Origin of the sequence: uncultured Adlercreutzia sp. (genome assembly GCF_958431955.1) — a bacterium.
In the GTDB taxonomy this organism is placed as follows: domain Bacteria; phylum Actinomycetota; class Coriobacteriia; order Coriobacteriales; family Eggerthellaceae; genus Adlercreutzia.
In genome coordinates this window covers 1-22572 of the sequence record NZ_CAUASN010000022.1, presented here as the reverse complement: position 1 = coordinate 22572, position 22572 = coordinate 1, and the positions used below count along the sequence as shown (strand labels likewise).

General features: G+C 63.9%; 17 protein-coding genes. 13 read left to right on the top strand and 4 right to left on the bottom strand.

Annotated features, from left to right (window positions below; genetic code table 11):
• Nucleotides 1-47: 47 nt before the first annotated feature.
• The 3 genes from Q5064_RS07775 to Q5064_RS07765 all read left to right on the top strand — a co-directional run bounded on the left by Q5064_RS07775 (nucleotide 48) and on the right by Q5064_RS07765 (nucleotide 3879).
• The gene (locus Q5064_RS07775; protein WP_302963617.1) at nucleotides 48-1346 is read left to right on the top strand and encodes an ATP-binding protein; all 1299 of its coding nucleotides are present in this window, start codon (nucleotides 48-50) and stop codon (nucleotides 1344-1346) included.
• An 88-nt stretch (nucleotides 1347-1434) separates the two neighbouring features.
• Nucleotides 1435-2829: a sodium-dependent transporter gene (locus tag Q5064_RS07770; RefSeq protein WP_302963616.1), complete on the top strand. Its 1395-nt coding sequence runs from the start codon at nucleotides 1435-1437 to the stop codon at nucleotides 2827-2829.
• A 234-nt stretch (nucleotides 2830-3063) separates the two neighbouring features.
• The gene (locus Q5064_RS07765; RefSeq protein ID WP_302963615.1) at nucleotides 3064-3879 is read left to right on the top strand and encodes an Rpn family recombination-promoting nuclease/putative transposase; all 816 of its coding nucleotides are present in this window, start codon (nucleotides 3064-3066) and stop codon (nucleotides 3877-3879) included.
• A gap of 438 nt (nucleotides 3880-4317) precedes the next feature.
• Here Q5064_RS07765 and Q5064_RS07760 read toward each other — a convergent pair whose 3' ends face one another.
• From Q5064_RS07760 to Q5064_RS07750, 3 genes are all read right to left on the bottom strand, one after another.
• The gene (locus Q5064_RS07760; protein WP_302963613.1) at nucleotides 4318-5016 is read right to left on the bottom strand and encodes a response regulator transcription factor; all 699 of its coding nucleotides are present in this window, start codon (nucleotides 5014-5016) and stop codon (nucleotides 4318-4320) included.
• The gene (locus Q5064_RS07755; protein ID WP_302963611.1) at nucleotides 5009-6754 is read right to left on the bottom strand and encodes a DUF3365 domain-containing protein; all 1746 of its coding nucleotides are present in this window, start codon (nucleotides 6752-6754) and stop codon (nucleotides 5009-5011) included. The genes Q5064_RS07760 and Q5064_RS07755 overlap by 8 nt, the downstream gene beginning before the upstream one ends.
• A gap of 331 nt (nucleotides 6755-7085) precedes the next feature.
• Nucleotides 7086-7823 carry a DUF3800 domain-containing protein gene (locus Q5064_RS07750; protein ID WP_302963610.1) on the bottom strand — a complete coding sequence of 246 codons (738 nt, stop codon included), beginning with the start codon at nucleotides 7821-7823 and terminating at the stop codon, nucleotides 7086-7088.
• A gap of 227 nt (nucleotides 7824-8050) precedes the next feature.
• Here Q5064_RS07750 and Q5064_RS07745 point away from each other — a divergent pair, with 227 nt between their 5' ends.
• From Q5064_RS07745 to Q5064_RS07715, 7 genes are all read left to right on the top strand, one after another.
• Nucleotides 8051-10708: a molybdopterin-dependent oxidoreductase gene (locus tag Q5064_RS07745; protein WP_302963607.1), complete on the top strand. Its 2658-nt coding sequence runs from the start codon at nucleotides 8051-8053 to the stop codon at nucleotides 10706-10708.
• A gap of 2 nt (nucleotides 10709-10710) precedes the next feature.
• Complete coding sequence (locus Q5064_RS07740) at nucleotides 10711-11286, top strand: 4Fe-4S dicluster domain-containing protein (protein WP_302963605.1); 576 nt, start codon at nucleotides 10711-10713, stop codon at nucleotides 11284-11286.
• 118 nt (nucleotides 11287-11404) lie between these two features.
• Nucleotides 11405-12127, top strand: coding sequence for a molecular chaperone (locus tag Q5064_RS07735; RefSeq protein ID WP_302963603.1), 723 nt, complete (start codon nucleotides 11405-11407; stop codon nucleotides 12125-12127).
• A 367-nt stretch (nucleotides 12128-12494) separates the two neighbouring features.
• Nucleotides 12495-13220 (top strand): B3/4 domain-containing protein, encoded by a 726-nt coding sequence (locus Q5064_RS07730; RefSeq protein ID WP_302963601.1) that lies wholly within the window; start codon nucleotides 12495-12497, stop codon nucleotides 13218-13220.
• A complete protein-coding gene (locus tag Q5064_RS07725) occupies nucleotides 13220-13546 on the top strand; it encodes a multidrug efflux SMR transporter (RefSeq protein ID WP_302963600.1) in 327 nt (108 codons plus the stop codon). The genes Q5064_RS07730 and Q5064_RS07725 overlap by 1 nt, the downstream gene beginning before the upstream one ends.
• Nucleotides 13547-13831: 285 nt before the next feature.
• The gene (locus tag Q5064_RS07720) at nucleotides 13832-14977 is read left to right on the top strand and encodes a HipA domain-containing protein (protein ID WP_302963599.1); all 1146 of its coding nucleotides are present in this window, start codon (nucleotides 13832-13834) and stop codon (nucleotides 14975-14977) included.
• A gap of 85 nt (nucleotides 14978-15062) precedes the next feature.
• A complete protein-coding gene (locus Q5064_RS07715; RefSeq protein WP_302963597.1) occupies nucleotides 15063-15263 on the top strand; it encodes a multidrug efflux SMR transporter in 201 nt (66 codons plus the stop codon).
• Nucleotides 15264-15282: 19 nt separating this feature from the next.
• On the opposite strand, the gene Q5064_RS07710 is transcribed toward Q5064_RS07715, so the two are convergent.
• Nucleotides 15283-16728, bottom strand: a complete 1446-nt coding sequence (locus tag Q5064_RS07710) for a response regulator transcription factor (protein WP_302963595.1) — start codon at nucleotides 16726-16728, stop codon at nucleotides 15283-15285.
• A gap of 315 nt (nucleotides 16729-17043) precedes the next feature.
• Between Q5064_RS07710 and Q5064_RS07705 the strand changes: the two genes are divergently transcribed.
• From Q5064_RS07705 to ppk1, 3 genes are all read left to right on the top strand, one after another.
• Nucleotides 17044-17484, top strand: coding sequence for an FMN-binding protein (locus Q5064_RS07705; protein WP_302963594.1), 441 nt, complete (start codon nucleotides 17044-17046; stop codon nucleotides 17482-17484).
• 123 nt (nucleotides 17485-17607) lie between these two features.
• A complete protein-coding gene (locus tag Q5064_RS07700; protein ID WP_302963592.1) occupies nucleotides 17608-19071 on the top strand; it encodes an FAD-dependent oxidoreductase in 1464 nt (487 codons plus the stop codon).
• A gap of 240 nt (nucleotides 19072-19311) precedes the next feature.
• The coding region (gene ppk1 / locus Q5064_RS07695; RefSeq protein WP_302963590.1) for a polyphosphate kinase 1 at nucleotides 19312-22572 on the top strand (3261 nt) is incomplete at its 3' end.

The following is a 22572-nucleotide window of genomic DNA, read 5'->3' as shown; positions in this document are numbered from 1 at the left end:
CAGGTTAAAATGATTGTAAACAGCAGGTCGTCTAATTTGGAGCAGCTATGAAAACCTATTTGCCGCGTATTGTAGATGTCGATTTAACAGAGCGTTTGACCTATGCGGGCGCTGTTGCGATACGAGGTCTGAAGTGGTGCGGGAAGACGGCCACTGCCGAGCAGCAGGCGAAGAGTGCCGTCTTCATGCAGGATCCTGATGAACGCGATAACAATCAGATCCTTGCGAATACAAAGCCCTCTCTCCTGCTTGCGGGAAGCAAGCCTCGTCTTATTGATGAATGGCAGGAAGCGCCTCAACTGTGGGATGCAGTGCGCTATGCCGTAGATCGGTCGGACGAGCCGGGCCAATTCATGCTCACTGGTTCGGCCGCGCCGCAGGAAAAACCCCGGCATTCGGGAACGGGACGGTTCTCCTTCCTTGATATGCGCACTATGACACTTTACGAGACTGGCGACTCGACGGCTGAGGTGAGTTTGAGTACGCTGTTCGGCCGTGTTTGCCAGGGGGAGGATTGCACCGTTTCCGCTGACGAGGAAGAAATAGAAGGCTATTCTTCCAAGGACATTGAGAATATCGCTTACTTGATATGCCGCGGAGGATGGCCTCGGGCTGTAACAACAGAGAGCGAGCGAGCCTCGCTCCGCATGGCCTACGACTATCTCGACGCTATTGCCGAGGAGGATATCTCGCGTGTGGACGGAGTGTCGCGAAACTCGCAGTATGCGCGCGTTATTCTTCAGGCCTACGCCCGGTGCAGCGCCACTCAGGCCGATATGGGAACGGTGCGCAGCAACCTGAAGGCTCGTGGGAGCGATCTATCGAAAGATACCGTGCACTCGTATGTCGGCGCGTTGAGGAATCTCTACGTGATCGAGGACATGCCCGCGTGGTCTCCTTCTCTGCATGCGCGGTCGCGTATCACAACTACCCCTGTGCGCTATTTCGCCGATCCGTCTATAGCGGCGGCGGCATTGGGGGCCACTCCGGGCCTCCTTTTGAAAGATATGTCTACGTGCGGTCTCCTGTTCGAGAGTCTTTGCGTGAGGGATCTGCGCGTCTATGCCGAGGCGCTCGGGGGCCAGGTGATGCACTATCACGATAATACCGGCTTAGAGGCTGATGCGGTTGTCGTTCTGCCAGACGGAAGATACGCGCTTTGCGAGGTGAAAATGGGCGCTAAGTTTATTGAGGAGGGCGCCTGCAATCTGAAGAAGCTGGCGGGAAAGATCGATCGGGGTATTATGGGCGAGCCTTCGTTCCTCGCTGTGATAACGCCCGGCGGGTATGCCTATCGGCGGGACGATGGAGTGTATGTCGTTCCCATCACATGCTTGGCCCCTTGAGGTCGTTGTTGCCCGCTGGCGAAAAGCCGTGCTTGCAGGTCCTGTCTTTCGCTATGATGGTGGGCACGGAACTTTCAAGGAGGACGCTGTGGCGAACAGAAGCGACAACATCGTGGCAGAAGAGGCGCGGGCCATCGAGGTCGGCGAGGAGACGGACGGCCGGCGCCGCGACACCTGGGCGACGCACACGGGCTTCATCCTGGCCTGCGTGGGCAGCGCGGTGGGCATGGCCAACATCTGGCTGTTCCCGTACCGCGTGGCTCAGCTGGGAGGTGCGGCCTTCCTCATTCCCTACCTCATCTTCATCGCCCTGCTCGGGTTTACCGGCGTCATCGGCGAGATGTCCTTCGGCCGTGCCATGGGCGCCGGTCCCATGGGCGCCTTCGGCAAGGCGATGGAGATGCGCGGCGTGAAGAACGGCAGCCGTATCGGCAAGGCCATCGGACTCATTCCCACCTTGGGGTCGCTTGCCATCGCCATCGGGTACGCCGTGGTGCTCGGCTGGGCATGCCACTACCTGTTCTCGTCGCTCACCGGCGAGCTGGCGGCCCAGTCCGACATGGGGGCGTTCTTCGGCGGCATCGCGTCGGACTTCGGCAACGTGGGCTTCCACCTGCTGGGCCTGGCCATCACCTTCGGCATCATGATCCTGGGCGTGTCCCGCGGCATCGAGCGCGTGAACAAGGTGCTCATGCCGCTGTTCTTCGTGCTGTTCATCATCATCGCCATCCGCGTGGCAACGCTGCCCGGCGCCGAGGCGGGCTACCTGTACCTGCTCGTACCGCGCTGGGAGGCGCTGCTGAATCCCACCACCTGGGTGTACGCCCTCGGTCAGGCCTTCTTCAGCATGTCGCTCGCCGGCTGCGGCACGCTCGTGTACGGCAGCTATCTGAAGCAGGACGTGGACGTGGTGGACGCGGCGAAGAACGTGGCCATCTTCGATACCATCGCGGGCCTCGTGGCCGCTTGCGTGGTGGTACCGGCGGTGTTCGCCTTCGGGCTGGACGTGTCCTCCGGGCCGCCGCTGCTGTTCATCACCCTGGCTCAGGTGTTCCAGGAGATGCCCCTCGGCAACATCTTCGCCGTCATTCTGTTCGTGGCTGTGGTGTTCGCCGCCATCACGAGCCTCATGAACCTGTTCGAGGCGCCGGTGGAGGCGCTCCAGGAGCAGGCGGGGCTTTCCCGCGCGGCATCGGTGGGCATCGTGGCGGTGCTCGCGGTGGCCGTGGGGCTGTTCCTGGAGAACGGCAGCTCGGTGAGCGACTGGATGGACGTCATCTCCATCTACGTCATCCCCGTGGGCGCGTTTTTGGCCGCCGTCATGTTCTTCTGGGTGTGCCCGGCGGGCTTCGCGAAGAAGCAGGCCGAGGAGGGTCGGAAGAAGCCCCTCGGCAACTGGTTCAACTTCATGACCCGCTATGTGTTCGTGGGCATCACCGCCGTGGTCATCGTGCTCGGCATCTTCTACGGCGGCATCGGGTAGGGCCTTCTCAACTCCGGTCGATCCTGGCGCCCCGCCGCTCTTCAAGCGGCGGGGCGTTTCTCGTTTCCCGCCGTTGTCCCGCTGGAGACCCTGCGGCCCGGAAATCGGCCGGGGTTCCAACGCGACGCCGCGGGGGTGCGCGGCGGGAGAAAAGTGCGGCTTTCTCGCGACATAAATGCGGTTCTGGGATTGTAGGCTGCGGATATCGTACCGATTGCCATCAGAGGAGCCGCTATGTTCCAGAGAAATCTCAAGTTCTCGAATCGCTGGATGTTCAACCGCGTTATGTGCCAGGAGGAGGTGTGCCGCGAAGTGCTGGGCGCCGTGCTCGGCATCCCCATCGGCGAGATCCGCTATCTCAATGCCGATCAGGCCAAGGAGCCGGCGGCGGCGAGCCGCGGGATTCGTATGGACGTGTTCGCCCGCGAGGACGGCCGGGTGTACGATGTCGAGATGCAGCTGACGCGCGAGCGCCACATCGGGCGTAGGCTGCGCTACTACCAGGCCGCCATCGACGCCACCGAGCTCGGCGAGGGGGAAGGCTATGAGCAGCTGCCCGAGAGCTTCGTCATCTTCATCGGCGCCGTCGACTTCCTCGGCGCCGGCAAGCCCCTCTACACCATCGAGCGCACTTGCCTCGAGGATTGCGAGGTGCCTATCGGCGATGACTCCCATTGGATCGTGTTGAACGCCGCGGCGGAGGAGAGCGTGGCCGACCCGGTGCTGCGGGATTTGCTACACTATGTGCGAACGGGGCAGGCCGAGGGGCCGCTGTCGCGCCGGATCGACTTGTCTGTCGAGAGATACAACCAAGACCGAGAGTGGGTGACAAGAGTGCTTACCTTTGAGCAGGACACGGAGATACGCTGCCGCCAGGCGAGAGCGGAGGGCTTGGAAGAGGGTCTTGAGAAGGGCATGGACCGGCTTGGGAGTCTCATGGCCTGCTTGATCGACGAGGGCCGGCTCGACGACGCGAAGCGGGCAGCCGAGGACGCCGCGTACCGCGATCTGCTGCTGGCGGAATTCGGGCTGAACGACGGGGAATTCTAGGGGAATCCCCATTCCTACCACGCCGTCTATTCGGCGACCGAGCGTGGGGCCATCCGCGATTCCGTGGGCTCGGTTTCGAAGGGAGCGCAGGAGTCCGCTGCGGTCTCTGAGGCGCGAGCGGACAATGCGGATGGGGAGGGGATGGCGAACGCCGATGAGGCGGTGGGCTATCCAGCAGGAAGCTACGTTGCTGGAGGCACGCTGCCTGCGAGAGACCGACACCAGTGCTCCCGACAGGAAGGCAGTCGCTTCGAGCACGTTCAGCGGTTCGGATGAGTTCACGGTCGAAGACGGTCAGTATTTACGGATCAATCGATGCAACATCACTCTTAGCGATTAGCGGGCAGCTCCCTTTCGGTTTCGTCCGTCAATGAGTTGCCCATGGGGGCCTTGCCTCGCACTTCCTAAAGTGGCGCTCTTTGAATGGCCAGCGTCTCCCTACTCCGCGAACTTGTAGCCGACGCCCCACACGGTGAGCAGGTACTTCGGCTGGCTCGCGTTGTCCTCGATCTTCTCGCGGATGCGGCGGATGAACACGGTGATGGAACTCGCGTCCACCACAGCACCCTCGCCCCAGATGTGTTCGTAGATCTGCTGGCGCGTGTGCACCTGGCCCGGGTTGGCGGCCAAAAGCGCCAGAATTTCGAACTCCTTGCTCGTCAGATCGAGCGCGCGCCCGTTCTTCTCCACGAGGTACTTCCCGAAGGAGATGGACAAGTCGCCCACGGTGGTGTAGCCGTTCTGGGCGCTGGCGCGGGCGAAGGCCAGATCGCCCTTGTGGCGGCGCAGGTGGGCCTCGATGCGCAGCAGAAGCTCGCTGTTGTCGAAGGGCTTCACCAGGTAGTCGTCCCCGCCGGCCTTGAACCCGATGGACTTGTCCACGATGTCGCCCTTGGCCGACAGGAAGATGATGGGCACGCGGTGACCGCGCTCGCGCAGGGCGGTGCACACGTCGTAGCCGTTCATGCCGGGCATCATGACGTCCAAGAGCACCAGATCGGGCCGCTCTTGCTCGATCAGCGCCAGCCCCTCGCGCCCGTCGCCGGCGCAGCAGAAGTCGTAGCCCGCCTCGGTTACCAGGTGCCGCAGCGCCAGCTGCAGGCTCGGATCGTCGTCGATGAGCAGAATCTTATCCATGGGTCTCCTCTCCCAAGCGGCCCTCGCGTGTTTTCCCGTCGCGGGCGGCGGCACCCGCGTCCCTCTCGTCCTCGGCGTCTATCAGGGGAATGTCGTCGGGAATGCTCACGGTGAAGACGGAGCCCTCGCCGACGGTGCTCTCAAGCGTCACGGTGCCCCCGTGCATCTCGGCCAGCTCGCGCACGAGCGCGAGCCCCAGCCCGCTGCCGCCGTAGGCGCGCGAGGAGGAGCTGTCGGCCTGCACGAAGCGGTCGAAGATGGTGGCTTGGCTCGCCTCGGGAATGCCGCAGCCGGTGTCGGCCACCGAAAGGTTGATGAGGCCCGCATCGGCGCGGTGCTGCACCGCGAACACGATGCGGCCGCCGGCGGGTGTGAACTTCACGGCATTGCTCATGAGGTTCTCCACGATGCGCCGCAGCTTCTCGGCATCGGCCACGAACAGCGGCACATCGCCGATGCGGTACTCCAGGGCGATGGACTTCTGGCCGGCGAGCGGGGCGATGGTGGCCTGCACGAGGCCCACCATGTCGCCGACGTCCATAAGCTCGGGGTGGAAGCTCTCGCGACCAGCGTCGATGCGGGCCATCTCCAGGATGTTGTTGATAAGCGACAGCAGCGTCTTGTGGTTGCCCTCCATCTCGCTCCACAGCCGCTCGTCCTCGGCTGTGGGGGCCTCTCCCGCCGCGCGGCGCTCCCTCAGGATGTCGGCGAAGGCCATGGACGCGGCCAGCGGCGTCTTCAGCTCGTGGCTCATCATGGCCAGAAAGTCGCTGCGGTACTGGTTCTCCTCGGTCAGCGCCTCGTTGGCCTCCTCCAAGGCCATGCTCTGGCGCTCCAGCTCGCCGTAGGCATGCTCCAGGGCCGCCGTGCGCTGGGCCACCAGCTCTTCCAGATGCTCGCGGCTCTCCTGCACCTGATCGGCCATGACGTTGAACCCGCGTGAGAGCACGGCCATCTCGGTCGAGGAGGTGGTGTCGGGCAGGCGCGTGGAGAGATCGCCCGCGCCCACCTTCTCCATGGCCGCCTGCACGCGGGTGAGGGGGCGGGTGACCAGGTAGGCGATGGCCAGGGATATGATGGCCACGCAGCCCACGATGAGCGCGAGCGAGAAGCCGATGTTCAGTCCGGCGTTCTGGGCCGAGGCCTCCTCGAACACAGCGGTGGGAATCTCCATGGAAAGCGCCCCGTACACGTGGCCCTCGGAAAAGCCCTCGCGCGGGTAGCCGGAAAGGTCTATCTCGCCGGCGGGCTCCCCGTGGCACGACAGGCAGCTCGCATCCAGCACCATGGGCTCCACGTAGCGGAACACGCGCTGCCCGTCGCGCTCGGCGTAGCCGTAGTACTCGGTCGTGCCCGCATCGGCGCGGAAGGCATCGATGGCCGCCTGCTCGAAGGCATCGGGCTCGTCGGCGCGGTTGCGCGGCGTGTCGCTCACGTAGCGCACCGAGTAGTCGGTGTCGCGGGAGAAGAACGCGCCCACCGATCGACCCGCGATAGAGCACTGCAGGCCCTTGAACTCGAAGTTGCCGGCGCTGTCGTAGTTGATCTTGTCCTGGTTCTTGTTCATGAACTCCCAGACGGACTCCATGTTGGCCGAAAGGGCCCGGGCCTGCTGCACCAGCTCGGCCTCTTCCAGCTTGGCTCCGCGGGACGATTCCCATGCCACGTTCGCCACCAGGAACGCCGCCACCACGCCGAGCACCAGCACGGCGATCTTCGTGCGAAGCTTGATGCGCATGGGCGGTCCCTCCTCTCGACTGCGCCCCACCTTCCCCCGAGGCGCCGAGTCCGAATCCCTCGGCCTTAAGTCTACTGCATTTGCAAGCTAAGGGGTAAGAAGGGCTTTGGAAAATGACGATGAGTCAAGAGGGCTTTGACCTGGGCGGCGTCGCCGAAGTAATATTTCCGCAATAACTCGTCGGAAAGATATGAGATTTGATTTATGGCTGTTTCCGAGGGGGAAGGCGATTTTTGCGGAGCTCGGGAAAGAGCGGCTCGCATTCACCGCGATGTGCTATGATGAATGTGAAAAGGTTCCTCCCCAGCGATAAGAGCTCCGCTGCTCTTCCTTACGGATAGCTGGGGGGGTCGTTTTGCTTTTTGGGATCCGTGGTTGCCTGCGAGGGCGTTACGCAGATGGCATGAATTGAGCCATCGCCAAGTCGCGTTAGTTGTGAAGGGTCATTCGATTCCCATTTTCGATAGAGCGCCCAAGCATAGTAATCGACAGCCTGGAGGGCCAAATCGCTTTTAGAGGCCATGGGCGTAACAGTAAAGGTCATGCCGGTTCCTTCCAGCGCCGCTGCCAATACACGCTTAAGGGCCCCGATGATGGCCTTGCGCTTCTTTTGCACCGGAATCGAGTCGAGCATGATGCTGACATGGCTGTATGAGGCATTGCGGGTCTCGGTAGCTATAAGGGTGCTGAGGAGGCTTTTGGCTGCGGTCTGGAATAGCTCCTCGGGCGTTTGCCGGTTTGGCGCTAGAGCTGCTTTCTCGAGTATCGTCGCGTAGCCGCGAGCATCGTTCGAATGCTTCTTCAGCGTGGAGAAAACACGCTCCCTTGTTTCAAGCGAGTCTTCCGTGGCATGAAAGTAATCATTGCGCTCGTGACTGTTGCTGAATCGCCCCTGTGCCGCGATGGTCGCGTAGCGACACTCGAGCAACGCCCGATGCAGGGGAAAGCCTTCGCCCGTTAAAACGAGGCCGGTATAGAGAAAGAAGCGGGTTCCCGAGTCGCCGAAATATGTGTCGCCTGCTTCGTCAAGATATACAAGTAACGTTTTCTGACCATCAATTTCCGTCATAAAAAGAACCTTTCACGATTTTTCATATCATACTGCACCGGTTCGCGCTTCGGGCGTAGGAAATGGTTCTCCCGGCAACTTCGCTTCGTAACGAGTAATATTTCCGCAATAACTTGTCGGAAAGATATGAGATTTGATTTATGGCTGTTTCGGGGGTGCCGGGCGTAGGCTGATGCTGTCGCCGGGGCATGTGCTTCGGCACATGAGAGAAAGAGGAGGATTGAGAGATGGGTTATTTGGACCAAACGGCCCGCACGTCGGTCAGCCGCCGCGGATTTATTAAGGCAGGTGCCGCTGCAGCTGCCGCCACGGCCCTCTCGGGCGCTTTGGCCGCCTGCAGCCCCAAGAGCGAGAACGCGGTGGAGCTTTCCGAGACGGGCGCATCGACGGGCCCCGATCCCGAGGAGGGCGCCCAGTGGGTGCCCGTGGCGTGCTGGCACGGCTGCGCGTCCCGCATGTGCGTGAACAAGGCACTGGTGAAGGATGGCGTCGTGCTGCGCCAGAAGACTGACGATAACTACGAGGACAGTGTCGAGCGCCCGCAGCACCGCGGGTGCCTGCGCGGTCGTTCCCAGCGCAAGCACGTGTTCGGCGCCGATCGCCTGAAGTACCCTATGAAGCGTAAGCACTGGGAGCCCTTTACGGGCGGCGACAAGAGCCTGCGCGGCAAGGACGAGTGGGAACGCATCACGTGGGACGAGGCGCTCGATTACGTTGCGGCCGAGATCAAGAACGTCATCGAGAAGTACGGCAACGCGGCTATCCTTGCGGACGGGAAGAGCTGTGGTTTGGATGGCTTCATGGATCGCATCGGCGGCTTCACCAGTCTGTGGGGTACGCACTCCTTCGGCGCCTATCCCATCCCCGATAGCTACAACGGGTTCAAGCATCTCTCCCGCGAAATGCTCAACGATCGTCTCGATCTGCAGAACGTGGAAACGGCTGTCATGTTCGGCTGCAACCCTGGCTGGTCCACGACGGGCACGCTGTCCTACTATGCCGGCCTCTTCCGCGAAAGCGGGGCGAAGTTCTTCGCCGTCGATCCGCTGTGCGTCGAGTCCTATTCGTTCTTCGATGCGGAATGGGTGCCGGTGTACCCCGGCCAGGACGACGCGCTCATCTTGGGTATCGCCTATGTGCTCATCACCGAGGACGATCCGACATCCAACCCTCTCATCGACTGGGATTTCCTGAACCGCTGCACGATCGGCTTCGATGCCGAGCACATGCCCGAGGGGGAAGATCCCCAGGGCAACTTCAAGGATTACGTGCTCGGCACTTACGATGGCATCCCGAAGACTCCCGAGTGGGCGAGCAATCTCTGCGGCACGCCCGTTGATCAGATCAAGAAGCTGGCCTACGAGATCGCTCCTTCGAAGAAGGTGGCCATCCTTACCAGCTGGGGCCCGGCCCGTATCAACAACGGCGATCACATCTCCCAGTTCTTCATGACGCTAGGCGCCATGACCGGTCATTTCGGCAAGTCGGGCCATATGTGCGGAGTCTGCACCGACGGCGGCGCCTTCGACGGCGGCCCGCGCCTGTTCAAGGTAGGAGATGCGGGCAATCCCTCCATTGACACGGCCATCAAGGATTGCATCTGCTCTGGCGAGCTGTGGGAGGCGGTGCTGACTGGCGAGTACACGTACAACGGGCGCATGACCAACTATGGCTTCAAGAACATCGAGCCCATCGGCGAGAAACGCACGTGCGACATTCATCTCATCTACAACGCCGGCCGCTCCATGCTGGTCTCGCGCGAGAATGTGCTGCGCGGCGTTGAGGCCTTCCGCAAGGTTGACTTCGTGGTGACCCACGCTTACGCGCCCGAGCCCAAGGCCATGTACGCCGATATCGTGCTGCCCATCACGACGCCCTGGGAGCGTTGCGGCCGCGTGGCCGCCGACGGCATGCGCGATGGCTGCGTATTCCAGCAGGCCATCGTCGATCCGCTCTTTGAGGCCAGAAGCGACCAGGATATTATTCGCGGTCTGTGCCAGCGCTTCGACATCCCCGAAACCGATCTGTTCTGCGGCAGCGAGAAGCAGCAGCTGTTCAACCAGGTGGCCGGCACCATGGTGATGGGCGAAAATGGCGAGATCGATCAGCCGGTGGTGTCCATCACCCAGGAAGACATCGACGAGTGGGGCGTGGAAGGCGAGCCCCAGGAGGGCCTGTATCCCCTGAAGCAGCTGTTCGACGAGGGCATCGCCATCGTGCCGCGCAAGGCGGGGGACGCGTACGGCTTCATCGGCTACGAGGACTTCGCGCGCGACCCGGAGGCCAATCCCCTGGAAAACTCCGAGAGCGGCAAGATGGAGATCTACTGCCGCGAGATGTCGAAGGCTATCTCGTCCATGGGGTACGGCCAGGTGGGTCCCATTCCCGAGTACGTGCCCAAGGCCGACGGCTACGAGGCCACGTTCTCCGATTTCGCCGCCAAGCAGAAGGGCGAGTATCCCTTCCAGGTGTTCGGCCCGCGCAGCCTGCGCGCCGTGCAGTGCAGCATGCCCAACGTCGACCAGCTGCAGGAGACGGTGACCAATCCGGTGTTTATCAACACGGCCGATGCGGCTGCGGCCGGCATCAAGACCGGTGACGGCGTCCGCGTGGAAAGCCCCAGCGGCGCGATGATTCGCACGGCATCGGTGACAGCGCGCATCATGCCAGGCGTGCTGGCGGTTCCCTATACCGGTTGGCTCGAATTCGACGAGGACGAGCAGGCCGACCGCGGCGGCAGCCCGAATGTGCTGACGGGGTCTCGTACTACGGGCTGCGGCACGTCTGGCTACAATAGCGGCATTGCGAAGATCTCCAAGTACACGGGCGAGATCGTCCCCGATGCCGAGAAGCCCCGCAACGTTATCTTCGAGGAGGCTGAGTAACTATGACTCGCAAGGGATTCTATTTCAACCAGGCCAAATGCATCGGCTGCCGCACCTGCCAGGTGGCGTGCAAGGACAAGAACGACCTGGAGATCGGCGTGATATACCGCAAGGTCGATCTGTTCGAGGTGGGGGACTATCCCACGGCGGTGGCCTACCCCTTCTCGCACACCTGCAACCACTGCGAGAGCCCGGCCTGCGTAGCCAACTGCCCGACGGGCGCCATGCACATCGACGAGGAAGACGGCACCGTCCAGCATGATGACGACGTGTGCATCGGGTGCGAGGCGTGCGTGAAGGCGTGCCCCTATGAGGTGCCGCAGTATCGTCCGGAGTTGAGGATCACCGGCAAGTGCGATGGATGCCTGGGCATTCGGAGTAAGGGTGAGCAGAATGCCTGCGTCGCCTCGTGCCCGATGCGCGCCATCGAATTCGGCGACATCGACGAGTTGCGGGCAGCCCACCCCGATGCGGTGGACAAGATCGCCGTGCTGCCCGAGCCGACTACCACGCCGTCGGTGGCTATCGATGCCAAGCCGGCTGCCCTGGAAGAGAATTGGGTTTCGGTGATCATCTAGTTCTTTTCGGCAGTCCGGCGCACCTCCCTCCCTTTGTCGGGCTGCGCTCTGGCGCTGGGCTGATTTCCCTCGGCCCAGCGCCTTTTTCGGAAAGGTTGCTCTGTGAGGAGGTCTCAATATGGGGGAAACGATCGATCGCGATACGGTGTCGGCGCTGCTCGGTGCACGCCAGGCCCTGTATGCGCTTCTGGCGCGCTGCTGGGATGCGCCGCTTGACGAGGCGGCGTTGTCGCTGATGAGGTCTTCCGATCTGGAGATGCTGTGCCGCATGATGGACGATGGCGTCGACGACGGTATCGCTTCTCTCGACGATCTTCGCGTGAGGCTGGTGGCGGAGATCGGGGCGAGAGGCCTCGATGACGTGGAACGAGCCTTCAACTGGTGCTTCCTTGGTATCGGCACGCGCGTGGCGCCTTGGGAGTCGGTGTATGTGAGCTCCGACCGCCTGGTGTTCCAGGCTTCCACGCTTGCCGTACGCGAGGCCTACGGCGTAGCGGGGTTCGTTGCGAAGAACAAGGGCTCAGAGCCTGATGATCACATCGCCACCGAATGCGACTTCATGGCGAAGCTGGCCGCCCAGGCTGCAGGGGCCTTTGCCGCGCAGGATGAGGATGAGTGCCGGAGAGCCCTCCGCTCCTCGCAGTCCTTCCTGCGCGACCACCTCGGCGTCTTTGCCGAAGACTTTGCCGAGAGTTTTGCCGAAGCGGCCTCCAAGGTTCAAGAGGATGCCGGCGGCGTAGTCGCCTGCGCCCTGGCGCTCTACGGCACGCTCGCCCAGTTCTCCCAGGTCTTCTTCAAAGCCGACGCGGCCCTCTTGCAAGAGCTCGCTGCTACTTTATAGGCTTGCGCTATTGCTGGTTCCAGCCCGAAGCACAGACTGTGACTATCGTCATAACGATAGTCAATGATGATAGTCGCGCTCCGTCAGCCCGGGCAGCGCCTGACGGCCGATTGCCGCTGGGCTGCTCGCTTTGGGGCGGTGGTGTGCTATTATGGCCGCAGCTTGAAAGTACATAGCCTGCCGCCGGGTAGGCGAGAAGCGCTCACTGAGCGAGCATCGTTAGGCCTTTGAAGATGCTCGCCCCGTGGGCGCTTTTTGTTTGCCGGGGGGGCGATGCGGCTGCGGCGGCCGGCGCGGAAGCCGACTCGGAAGCCGCGCCGCGCGCCGCCCCATCGTCCCGGCAGCACGAGGAGAAAGGATCGGAAGCATGAAGCAGTTCGTCACGGAAGACTCGTTCTGGGAGCTGTTCCCCGAGGCCCGCATCGGCATCGTGGTGGCCCATGGCATGAAGCCGACCGATGAGGTGGCCTCCGAGGACGCCGCCGCCATCGCGCGTGCGCTCGCCGAGGCCAACGCGAAGGCCGACCAGCACCTGGAGAGCAACACCTTCTCCCAAAACGAGGTGGTGGCCGTGTGGCGTGACGCCTACCAGCAGTTCAAGACGAAGAAGGGCGCCCGCTGCTCCATCGAGAACCTGCTCAAGCGCGTGCTGAAGGGCAACCCCGTCGGTTCCATCACGCCTTCGGTGGACATCTACAACGCCGTGTCGCTCGCGCACGCGCTGCCCGTGGGCGGCGAGGATATCGACGCCATGGTCGGCGACATCCGCCTGGGCATCACCGAGGGCGGTGATGCGTTCCGCCCCCTCGGCGAGGACGAGGACGCCCCCACGCTGGAAGGCGAGCTGTGCTACCGCGACGACGCCGGCGCCATCTGCCGCTGCTGGAACTGGCGCGACGGCGAGCGCACGGCCCTGACCGACGAGTCGGGCAAGGCCTTCCTCATCATTGAGTCGGTGGACCCGGCCCGCGCCGACGAGCTCGAGGCGGCCGTCGATGAGCTGGCCGACATGGTGCAGCGCTACCTGGGCGCCGACATCTTCGCCAAGCAGATCATCACCCGCGACAACCCCACGATGGTGATCGACGAGTAATGAGCTGGCTTGTGCTCATAGCCTCGGGCGTCATGGAATCGGTGTGGGCCATCGCCCTCGGCAAGTCCGAGGGCTTCACCCACGCCGGTTCCACGGTGGTGTTCGTCGTGGCGCTCGCGCTCTCCATGCTGGGGCTCTCCTTCGCCGTGAAGACGCTGCCCACGGGCACGGCCTATGCAGTGTGGGTGGGCATCGGCGCGGCCCTCACGGTCGTCTACGGCATGATCACGGGAACGGAGCCCGCGAGCCTCGCCCGCATCCTGCTCATCGCCGGGCTCGTCGGCTGCATCATCGGCCTCAAGCTCGTCAGCGGCAGCGAGGCGTGAGAGGCGGCCACTTTCATCTTCTTTCCGGTGCCAAGGATTAAACCTTTACACCTCTCCTTTTAAACCTTTATAATTCAAAATATATGAGAGGGAGGTGGTTCCGTGGATGGAATGAGCGTTCGGGAAGCTGCAAATGAGCTGGGTATATCCGTGCAGGCGGTGCACAAGCGCATGCGGAGCGGTTCCCTCTCTGCTACAAAGGAGAACGGTGCTTGGGTGGTAAGCAGCGCCTCGATGAAAGCGGCGAGGGCTGTATCGCCCAAAAGAGGACGTCCATGGCCTCGAATGGAGTACGTTCTGATGAGCGGCCCTTACCCGGTCATGGAATTTGCCTACCACGAGCAGACCGATTCGTTCAAGCCTGGTGAGGTCATCGATCCGTTGCGGGCGCCGCTCGGAGTGGTATCGCGCGGCGGAAAGGGGAAGCCTGCGGCGCTCAAGGCGTGGTGGGAGCATCGAAGCATTCCTGGCTCTCGGGCGGGCATGGACGAGAAGCTCCGGAAGCTCGGACTGGAAGACCCTTCTCAAGTGCCGTTTCGCAATCTCGGGCTCTCCCTTTCCGATCAATACTGGATCTGCCCTGCAGGCGAGGAGCTCCGATGGGAAGACATCAACTATTTTCATCATGATTTCGGGGGGCCGGCAGACGATTGGGATGAGTGGCTCGCAGAGGTGGGCCTCTCCTCGCCGGATAACACGTCGGAAGGCGTGTTGCCTAAGCGATGGCTGTGCCAGGGTAGCGGTCGCGTCTTGCTGAAAGGGCACATTCCGTGGACCGATCAGCAGGTGTATAACGAGGCCGTGGCGACCGCCTTGCATAGGCGGTTGCTGTCGCCCGGGGACTATGTGCCCTACGAGGTCGTGCAGACGAAGAGCCTGGGGGTGGTAAGCTCGTGCCCCTGTTTCGTGAGCCCCGATGAGGAGTACGTGCCCATGAGCTCAGTGATCGACGCGGAGCGGCGACGGCAAGGGGAAATGCCCTACGATACGGTGGCGCGCGCCTGCGGCAATCTCGGTATCCCGCAAGCTCAAGTGGCGCGTTCTCTTTCGCAGATGATCATTTGCGACGGCATTATGGCGAATACCGATCGCCACCTGCGCAACTTCGGCCTTATCCGCAATATTCATGATCTCACCTGGCGTTTCGCTCCTCTGTTCGATACAGGCAATAGTCTGTGGTACGACAAGGACGAGAGCTCTGTGGCGCGAGGCGACTACGCGTTCGTGTCGCGGCCGTTCGACGGCCGGCCGGCGCGCCAGCTCATGTACGCTGCGGACGCTGACTGGTTCGACGCAGACTGTCTGAAGGGTTTTCCGGAGGAAGCCTGCGCGCTGCTCGCAGAGGGCGATCTCGCTCGTTGGCGCCTCGACTATCTCCATCAGGGCATCTGCGGTCGGATCGATGCCGTATGCGAGGCGATGGGGAAATAGCGCTGTGCATCGCGGCGCGCGGGCGATTCGCTTCCCCGCCCCTCCGCTATTCCTCGGGATTTTTCCTGTTGACGCGTAACCAGTCATGCTGGGGCTCTCCTTCGCCGTGAAGACGCTGCCCACGGGCACGGCCTACGCGGTGTGGGTGGGCGTCGGCGCGGCCCTCACGGTCGTCTACGGCATGGCTACGGGAACGGAGCCCGCCAGTCTCGCCCGCATCCTGCCCATCGCCGGGCTCGTCGGCTGTGTCATCGGCCTCAAGCTCGTCGGCGGCAACGAGGCGTGAGGGGCAATCGCGGGCCGGCTTACAGATCGTCTCCGTAGGTGCGCAGCACATCGACGAGCTCTTGGCGGCTGTGCACGGCGGCTTTGCCGTAGATGTTGCGCAGATGGGTGCGCAGCGTGCTCTCGGTGATGCAGAGGCGCTCTTGTATGACGGCGTTGTTCTTCCCCTCGGCCACTAGTTGCGCGATCTCCTCCTCGCGCTTCGACAGGCCGAACTCCTTGGCCGCATCCCGCAGGCGTTGGGCGAGCGACTCTTCGGACTCGGGCGCCGCCGCCTTCGGCTCGCTGCGGCGTTTGAACCAACGGCTGACGTCGCTCTCGCTCATGACGAAGGCGGAGTTCGCCACAATGATTACGATGACCGACGACACGGTAACGGGGAAGGCGAGGTGAGCCGCGGGCAGCGCGTAGTCGATCACCAGTTGGGCACCTGTGCTGCACGCGGTGAGGGCACCCTGCCCCGCGGCGAATACGCAGGCAGCCGTCAGGTGCGAGCGCAGGGCGATGCTGCACCACAGGGTCCACGTGAAGATGCGGAAGAACGACCAGCTGATGCCGATCGCAAAGGCCTCATATTGCTGGTTGCCGCTTTCCAACACCAGAACCAATATCACGCTTCCTACGAACAGAGGGGTGAGCCAGCGATAGAGGACTGTGAAATCGAGCCTCTCCATGCGGCGAACCGCGATGGCCGCCGTGACGAGCGAGACCGCAAGACCCGCAATGAGCGTGAACAGCTCGGCTGAGGGCGACTTCGTTTCAGAGAGCGAGTTCACGACAAGAATGACGGCGCCGAGGATGCCAACCCCGAGAAAGAGGCGCCAGGGCAGACGTTGCAGGGTGCGTGTGCTGGCGGGCTCGCTTGACGGCAGCGCCATGAAGGAGGCGTCGCTGCTCAATACCCATAGCAGGGCGCCCGAGAGGAGGGGCATGGTGGCGTGGACGATAAGTGCCGGAAGGGGTGCAAGGGCGGTAACAAGCAGGCAGAGGGCAAAGGTGACCGCGTAGCCCAAGGCCACGCAGAGGAGAGTGTCGCGAAAGCGCACGCGGCACAGGCATTCCGCCCACAGCAGAAAGAGTACGGCTTTCGACGCCTTCAAGCCATAGGCTGCGAGAAGGCCGGCGGGGATGTCGAAGACCCATCCGCAAAGGTACTTCGCACCGGTTGCCGCGGCGATGAGCAGCGGCGCGCCCCACATGAGGGCTGGCTGATCCATGAGTGACCCGCGTCGCTGGCTGAACAGGGCGAGGGCTACCAGCAATACGAGGAAGAGAACGGTTTCCAGATGGCTGCCCGCAGTGATGAAGGCGCCGCTGGCGGCCTGCGGCTGGGGGAAGAGCGTGGGGGAGATGCCCACCGTTTGCCAGCCGAGGTAGAAGCCGAGGCCGCAGGCAAGCACGGTGAAGGCGGAAGGCGACAGAGGGCCCGTGCCGGCGCCCGGCCGTGCAGTGGCTGCGTTGTTCATGATTTCCTCCCTGAGATGCAGATGAGCCCCAAAGCGCCCGCGAGGTACGAATGGTAGTGGGGCTTGCGTCCTCGACCAATGAAAGGCGCGGTAGGAATAGTTTACCAGAGGACCTCGTTGCGCAACTTTGGCAACTAGTGGAAAAATGCCTGTTCAAAGCCACTATTTATGAGAATACCTCAACCTTACCTCATGGCTACCCTACTATTTTCCGCAATACCTCACCCCGCCGATTGACGTTAGATCGACGCCGGCGCTTCAATACGGCCAGCCCCGGCGGGCAGCGCGTCCGCCCCGACGAGAGAGGAATCTGGCATGAGAAGACCAGTGGCAGCCGCAGCCTGCTGCCTCGCAATTTCGGCAAGCCCGTTGCTGGCGGGGTGCGCCCCGACGGCTTCCATCGACACTCAGCAGCCGGAGGCGAATCCGGAGGCGGCCCAGGATGTGGACGCCAAGCCGACCCAAGAGGCTCCCAAGGTTGATTACCAGGACGGAACTTATACCGGCGAGGGCCAGGGTATGGGCGGCCCCATTGCGGTAACGCTGACGGTGGCCGACGGCGTCATTGCCGTGGACGAGATCACCGAAGCTGGCGAGACGCCCGGAGTGGGCGGCAAGGAGGCCATCGAGGACGGCACGTTCAAGCAGCAGATCGAAGAGGCGCAGTCGGCGGAGATCGACGGCGTCACCGGCGCCACGATGACCTCGGGCGGTGTGCGCGAAGCGGTGGAGAAGGCGCTGGCCCAGGCGAAGTAGCGCCGATAAGTTTTATCGTCACGGCCCTGAGGGGCATGCAAGGGAGGCGACGGCCGGCGCGGTCGGGGGTGACGCCTGCCGCGGGAAACCGCGTTGTCGAAGCACAATGAGAAGGAGTGAACTATGAGCATGAATCGACGTCAGTTCTGCGCGTTGGGTACCGCCGGTGCCCTGGCCGCTATTGCCGGCGGTATGGTCGGTTGCGCAGGCAGCAACGATAAGCTGTCCGATACGGGCGGCGAGGTAGCTGCTGCGGCGACCGCCATTGGAGACGCGAACGTGAATTTCGGCCAGGAAGTGGATATCCTCATCGTGGGGGCTGGCATTTCCGGTATGTTCGCAGCCATTGAGCCGGCGGCGGCGGGCAAGAACGTTCTGATCGTCGACCAGAACGCCACCTACGGCGGCGACGCCATCTATTCCGCCGCCTGCCAGATGTGCTCCACAGCCAAGCTGACCCAGGAGGAGCGCCCCGATAAGTACAGCAGCCCCGATGAGATCCGCGAGAAGTTCGCCCCTTACTACGAGGACAACCCCGAGGGGCTGGAGCGAACGGTGCTGCTGCAGGATTGGGGCGGCCGCTTCATCGACCGCATGCATTACGATTGGGGCTATGAGTTCCAGGAGCTGCGCGAGAGCCCGTACCATCAGGCGTTCTTCCCGAAGGACGGTCTGTGCACCATGAAGAGCGAGTTCGAGCTCATCAACGAGAAGGTGACCGAGGCCGGCGCGCAGTATCTGTTCGAGACCACGCTGAAGACGCTGATCGTCGACGAGACCGGCACTGTTGCGGGCGCTCGCTTCGTCCAGAAAGACGGCTCGCTGCTCGATATTAAGGCCCAGGCGGTGGTGCTGGCCACGGGCGGCTATGTGTCCAATCAGGAGTGGATGGTGAAGTACGCCCCCGAGTGGGCCTTCCTGGGCAACATCGTATCGGGGCGCAAGGGCGACGGCATCGCGGCGGGTGTGGCCGCGGGCGGCACGCTGTCGGGCATGACCGCCTCGAGCAATCTGAACCCGCGCTACGAGGCGGGCCACATGCTGGGCACGTTCTATCCCCTCATCGGCCTTCTGCCCAACGGCAAGCGCTTCTACTGCGAGACGGCCGTGCACGACGCCGCCACCGGCTGCCTGGCCGCCGGCTATAACGAGTGGTACAGCATTTGGGACGGCACGGCCCAGAACGGTGTCGATCAAGAGGTCATCGCCCATGCCGGAGATGCCATCCAGACGGCGAACTCCGTGGAAGAGCTGGCCGAGAAGACGGGTCTCGCCCTTCAGACCGTGCAGGACGCCCTGGCAAACTGGGACGCCATCTGCGACAACCAGGAGGATCCCGACTTCGGCAAGACGTTGTTCCTGCAGAAGCTCCAGCCGCCCTACTACTTCCTGCGCAACTACCCTGTGCGCTACAAGAGCTGCGGCGGCCTGGCCGTGAGCGACCGCATGGAGGTGCTGGACGAAGCCGGCGCCCCCATCCCCAACCTCTATGCCTGCGGATGCACGGCCGGTACCGAGGACATCGTGCCCGCCGCCGGCTCCGGCATGCTGGTGAGCGCCACCCTGGCCGAGGACTACGCGGCGTAGGCTCCGTTCCCTCTTCCGCGCCCCGTCTGCCCGCCGCGCCCTTTTTCCTCCCGGCGCGGCGGGTTTTCCCTTGGAGGGGGGATTCCCGCGCTCGCGCGGTACTTTTCGGGATCTTCCCCGCCCCTCCGCTATTCCTCGGGATTTTCCCTGTTGACGTGTAACCAGTGGTAAAATGCTAAAATCGCACGTTTTTGGCGTGCGGCTTTGTTTTTTCGGTCAACGACGGGGAGGCGCAAGCGCATGAACCAGCAGGCATCCAAGGATTCTCACCAGGCCATCGGACTGGCGAAGCCCCCCTATATGCAGAACCGCGAGCTGTCGTGGCTCGACTTCAACAAGCGCGTGCTCGACCAGGGTGCCGATCCCACGGTGCCGCTGCTCGAGCGTTTGAACTTCATCTCCATCTTCTGGAGCAACTTGCAGGAGTTCTTCATGGTGCGCGTGGGCTCGCTCACCGACCTCGCCCTCGTGAAGAAGTCCATCATCGACCTGAAGTCGGGCATGACCCCGGCCGAGCAGCTCGAGGCCATCTACGAGCGCTGCCACGAGCTGTACCCCTACTACGAGGAGACCTACGAGAACCTGCGCGACCTGCTCGCCAACGAGGGCATCCACCAGCTGCGCAAGGACCGTCTCACCGACGAGCAGCTCGTGGCCTTGGACGACTACATGCAGGACAACGTGCTGCCCTTCCTCTCCCCGCAGATCGTGAACGCGCGCCACCCCTTCCCGCACCTGGAGAACGGCGGTTTGTACATCATCGTGCGCCTCGACGACCAGGCGGCCCCCAAGCAGAAGAAGACCAAGGAGGAGAAGGCCCGCGCCAAGGCCGAGAAGGCCGAGCGCGCCGAGAAGGGGGAGGGCAAGCAGTCGAAGAACCTCGGCGCCGAGGGCGTCACGCTCGGCATCATCCCCCTGCCGCGCCAGACTGACCGCGTGATCCAGCTGCCGGGGGAGGGGCTCTCCTTCATGCTGGTGGAGCACGCCATCGAGATGTTCGTGCCCGAGATCTTCTCCATGTACACGGTGAAGCACACCAACATCGTGTGCGTCACGCGCAACGCCGACCTCGATGCCACCGAGGGCGCCGAGGAGCAGGGCGAGGACTACCGCGAGCACATGAAGCGCATCCTGAAGAAGCGCAGCCGCCTGGCCCCGGTGCGCCTGGAGAGCGAGCGGCCCCTGTCGCGCACGGTGAAGAACCTGCTGCTGGACAAGCTGGAGCTGTCCGAGGACCAGATCTTCGTGACGAGCGTCCCTCTGAACATGGGCTACACGTGGGGGCTGGCCGCGCGTCTTACCCCCGAGAAGCGCGCCGCGCTCACCCAGGCGCCGTTCACGCCCCAGTGGCCCGCGTGCCTCGACCGCAACCGCTCCATCATCGAGCAGGTGAGCGACCGCGAGGTGCTCCTGTCCTACCCCTACCAGTCCATGGACGCCTTCGTGCGGCTGCTCCACGAGGCGGCCAACGACCCGGCGGTCATCTCCATCAAGATCACGCTGTACCGCCTGGCCAGTCAGTCGCACCTCGCCGAGGCGCTCATCGCCGCGGCTGAGAACGGCAAGGAGGTCACGGCGCTGTTCGAGTTGCGCGCCCGCTTCGACGAGTCGAACAACATCGAGTGGTCCCAGCGCTTCGAGCAGGCCGGCTGCCATGTCATCTACGGCTTCCGCAACTTCAAGGTGCACTCGAAGATCTGCACCATCACGCGCCAGACCGACGACGGGCTGCAGCACATCACGCAGCTGGGCACGGGCAACTACAACGAGAAGACGGCGAAGCTCTACACCGACTTCTCCTTTATCACCACCGATCCGCGCATCGGGGCCGACGCCGCCGACTTCTTCCGCAACATGGCCCTGGAGAACACCTCCGACGACTACGGCGTGCTATGGGTGGCCCCGCTCATGATCAAGCAGAACATCCTGCGCAACATCGACGAGCAGATTGCCCTGGCGAAGGCCGGCAAGCCCTGCGGGCTGTTCTTCAAGACCAACTCCATTACCGATAAGGAAGTCATCGACAAGCTGGTGGAGGCCTCCCAGGCCGGGGTGGAAACGCACCTGTTCGTGCGCGGCATCTCGTGCATCCTGCCTGGCGTTCCCGGCTACACCGACCACGTGCACGAGGTGTCCATCGTGGGCCAGCTGCTCGAGCACAGCCGCATCTACGGCTTCGGCCCGCGCGAGAGCTGCCAGATCTACCTGTCGAGCGCCGACCTCATGACGCGCAACATGGACAAGCGCATCGAGATCGCCTGGCCCATTCTGAACCCGGTGCTGCGCGAGCAGGTGCTGGGGTATCTGGACATCAGCTGGTCGGATACGGCGAAGCTGCGCGAGCTCATGGCCGACGGCTCCTACACGCCGCTCGGATTCTTCGCGAAGACCAACGGCAAGGGGGAAGTGGAGCTGTTCGACTCCCAGAAGTACCTCATCGCCGAGGCCCAGCGCATGCGCCTGGCCGCCGCGGAGCTGGCCGCGCGCCACGAGGCGGAGAAGGCCGAGCGCCGGCGCATGGTGTTCCCCCTGGGGCCGGTGACGGCGTCTACGCCGAGCCCGGCTGCGGTGGAGACCGAGGAGGAATCCGAGTTCGTGGCCGTGGAGGCGGTGGAGCCGGCGCCCGCGCCCGAGGTGGCGCCCGCGCCCGCGCCCGAGGTGGCGCCCGCGGCGGCGGTCGAGCCCGAGCCCGAGCCCGCAGCTAAGCCTGCGGTGAAGACGGCGCCCGCGGCGGCCGTTGCGGCCGTGGGGGCAGCCGGGGTCGCGGCAGCCGCAGCGCCGGGGAAGGCCGAGGCCGCCGAGCCTGTAGCTGCCGAGCCCGAGCCCGTTTCGGCGCCGTGCGCCGCGAGCGCCGAGCCCCCTGCCGCATCGGCGGCCGCGGGCGGTGTGTCCTCCGCCGATTTGGCCGACGCGGCGGCCCGTGCCATCGCCGCCGGGGTGCCCGCCGACGTGGTGGCCCGGGTGACGGCCCAGGCGGCCGCCCGCGCCCCCCAGGCCGATGCCGCCCCGGCACCTGCACCGGCCTCCTCCGTGTCCGCATTGCGGGCGTCGACGGCGGCGGGCACTGTCGCTGCTGCGGCCGCGGGTGCGGCTGCGACGGCCGGCGCCCAGGCCGCCCGCGCCGCTGCGCCGGCTACGGCGATCGACGCCATGGCCGTGGCGGCCGGTGCCAGCGCGGCGTCGCTGCTGCAGGCCGTTCCCCCCACCGCCGTTGACAGCGTGGCGGCGCAGAGCGCCTCCGCCTCCGCCGCGCCGAAGGTGGGCCGCCACGCCGCGCCGAGTGCTTCGCCCGCCCCGGCATCAGCGCCCGTTCAGACCACGCCCGCTCCTGCCGCGCCGGCCGCCCAGGCTGTGCCCGCCCGCGCCGTCCCGGCATCGGCGCCCGTCCCGGTCCCGATCCCGGCCCCCGTCTCGGCTCCCGCTCCGGCGCCGGCCCCGGCGAGCGCTCCTGTGCCCGCCCCGACGTCCGCTCCGATCCCCGCAACCGCCCCGGTCCCGGCC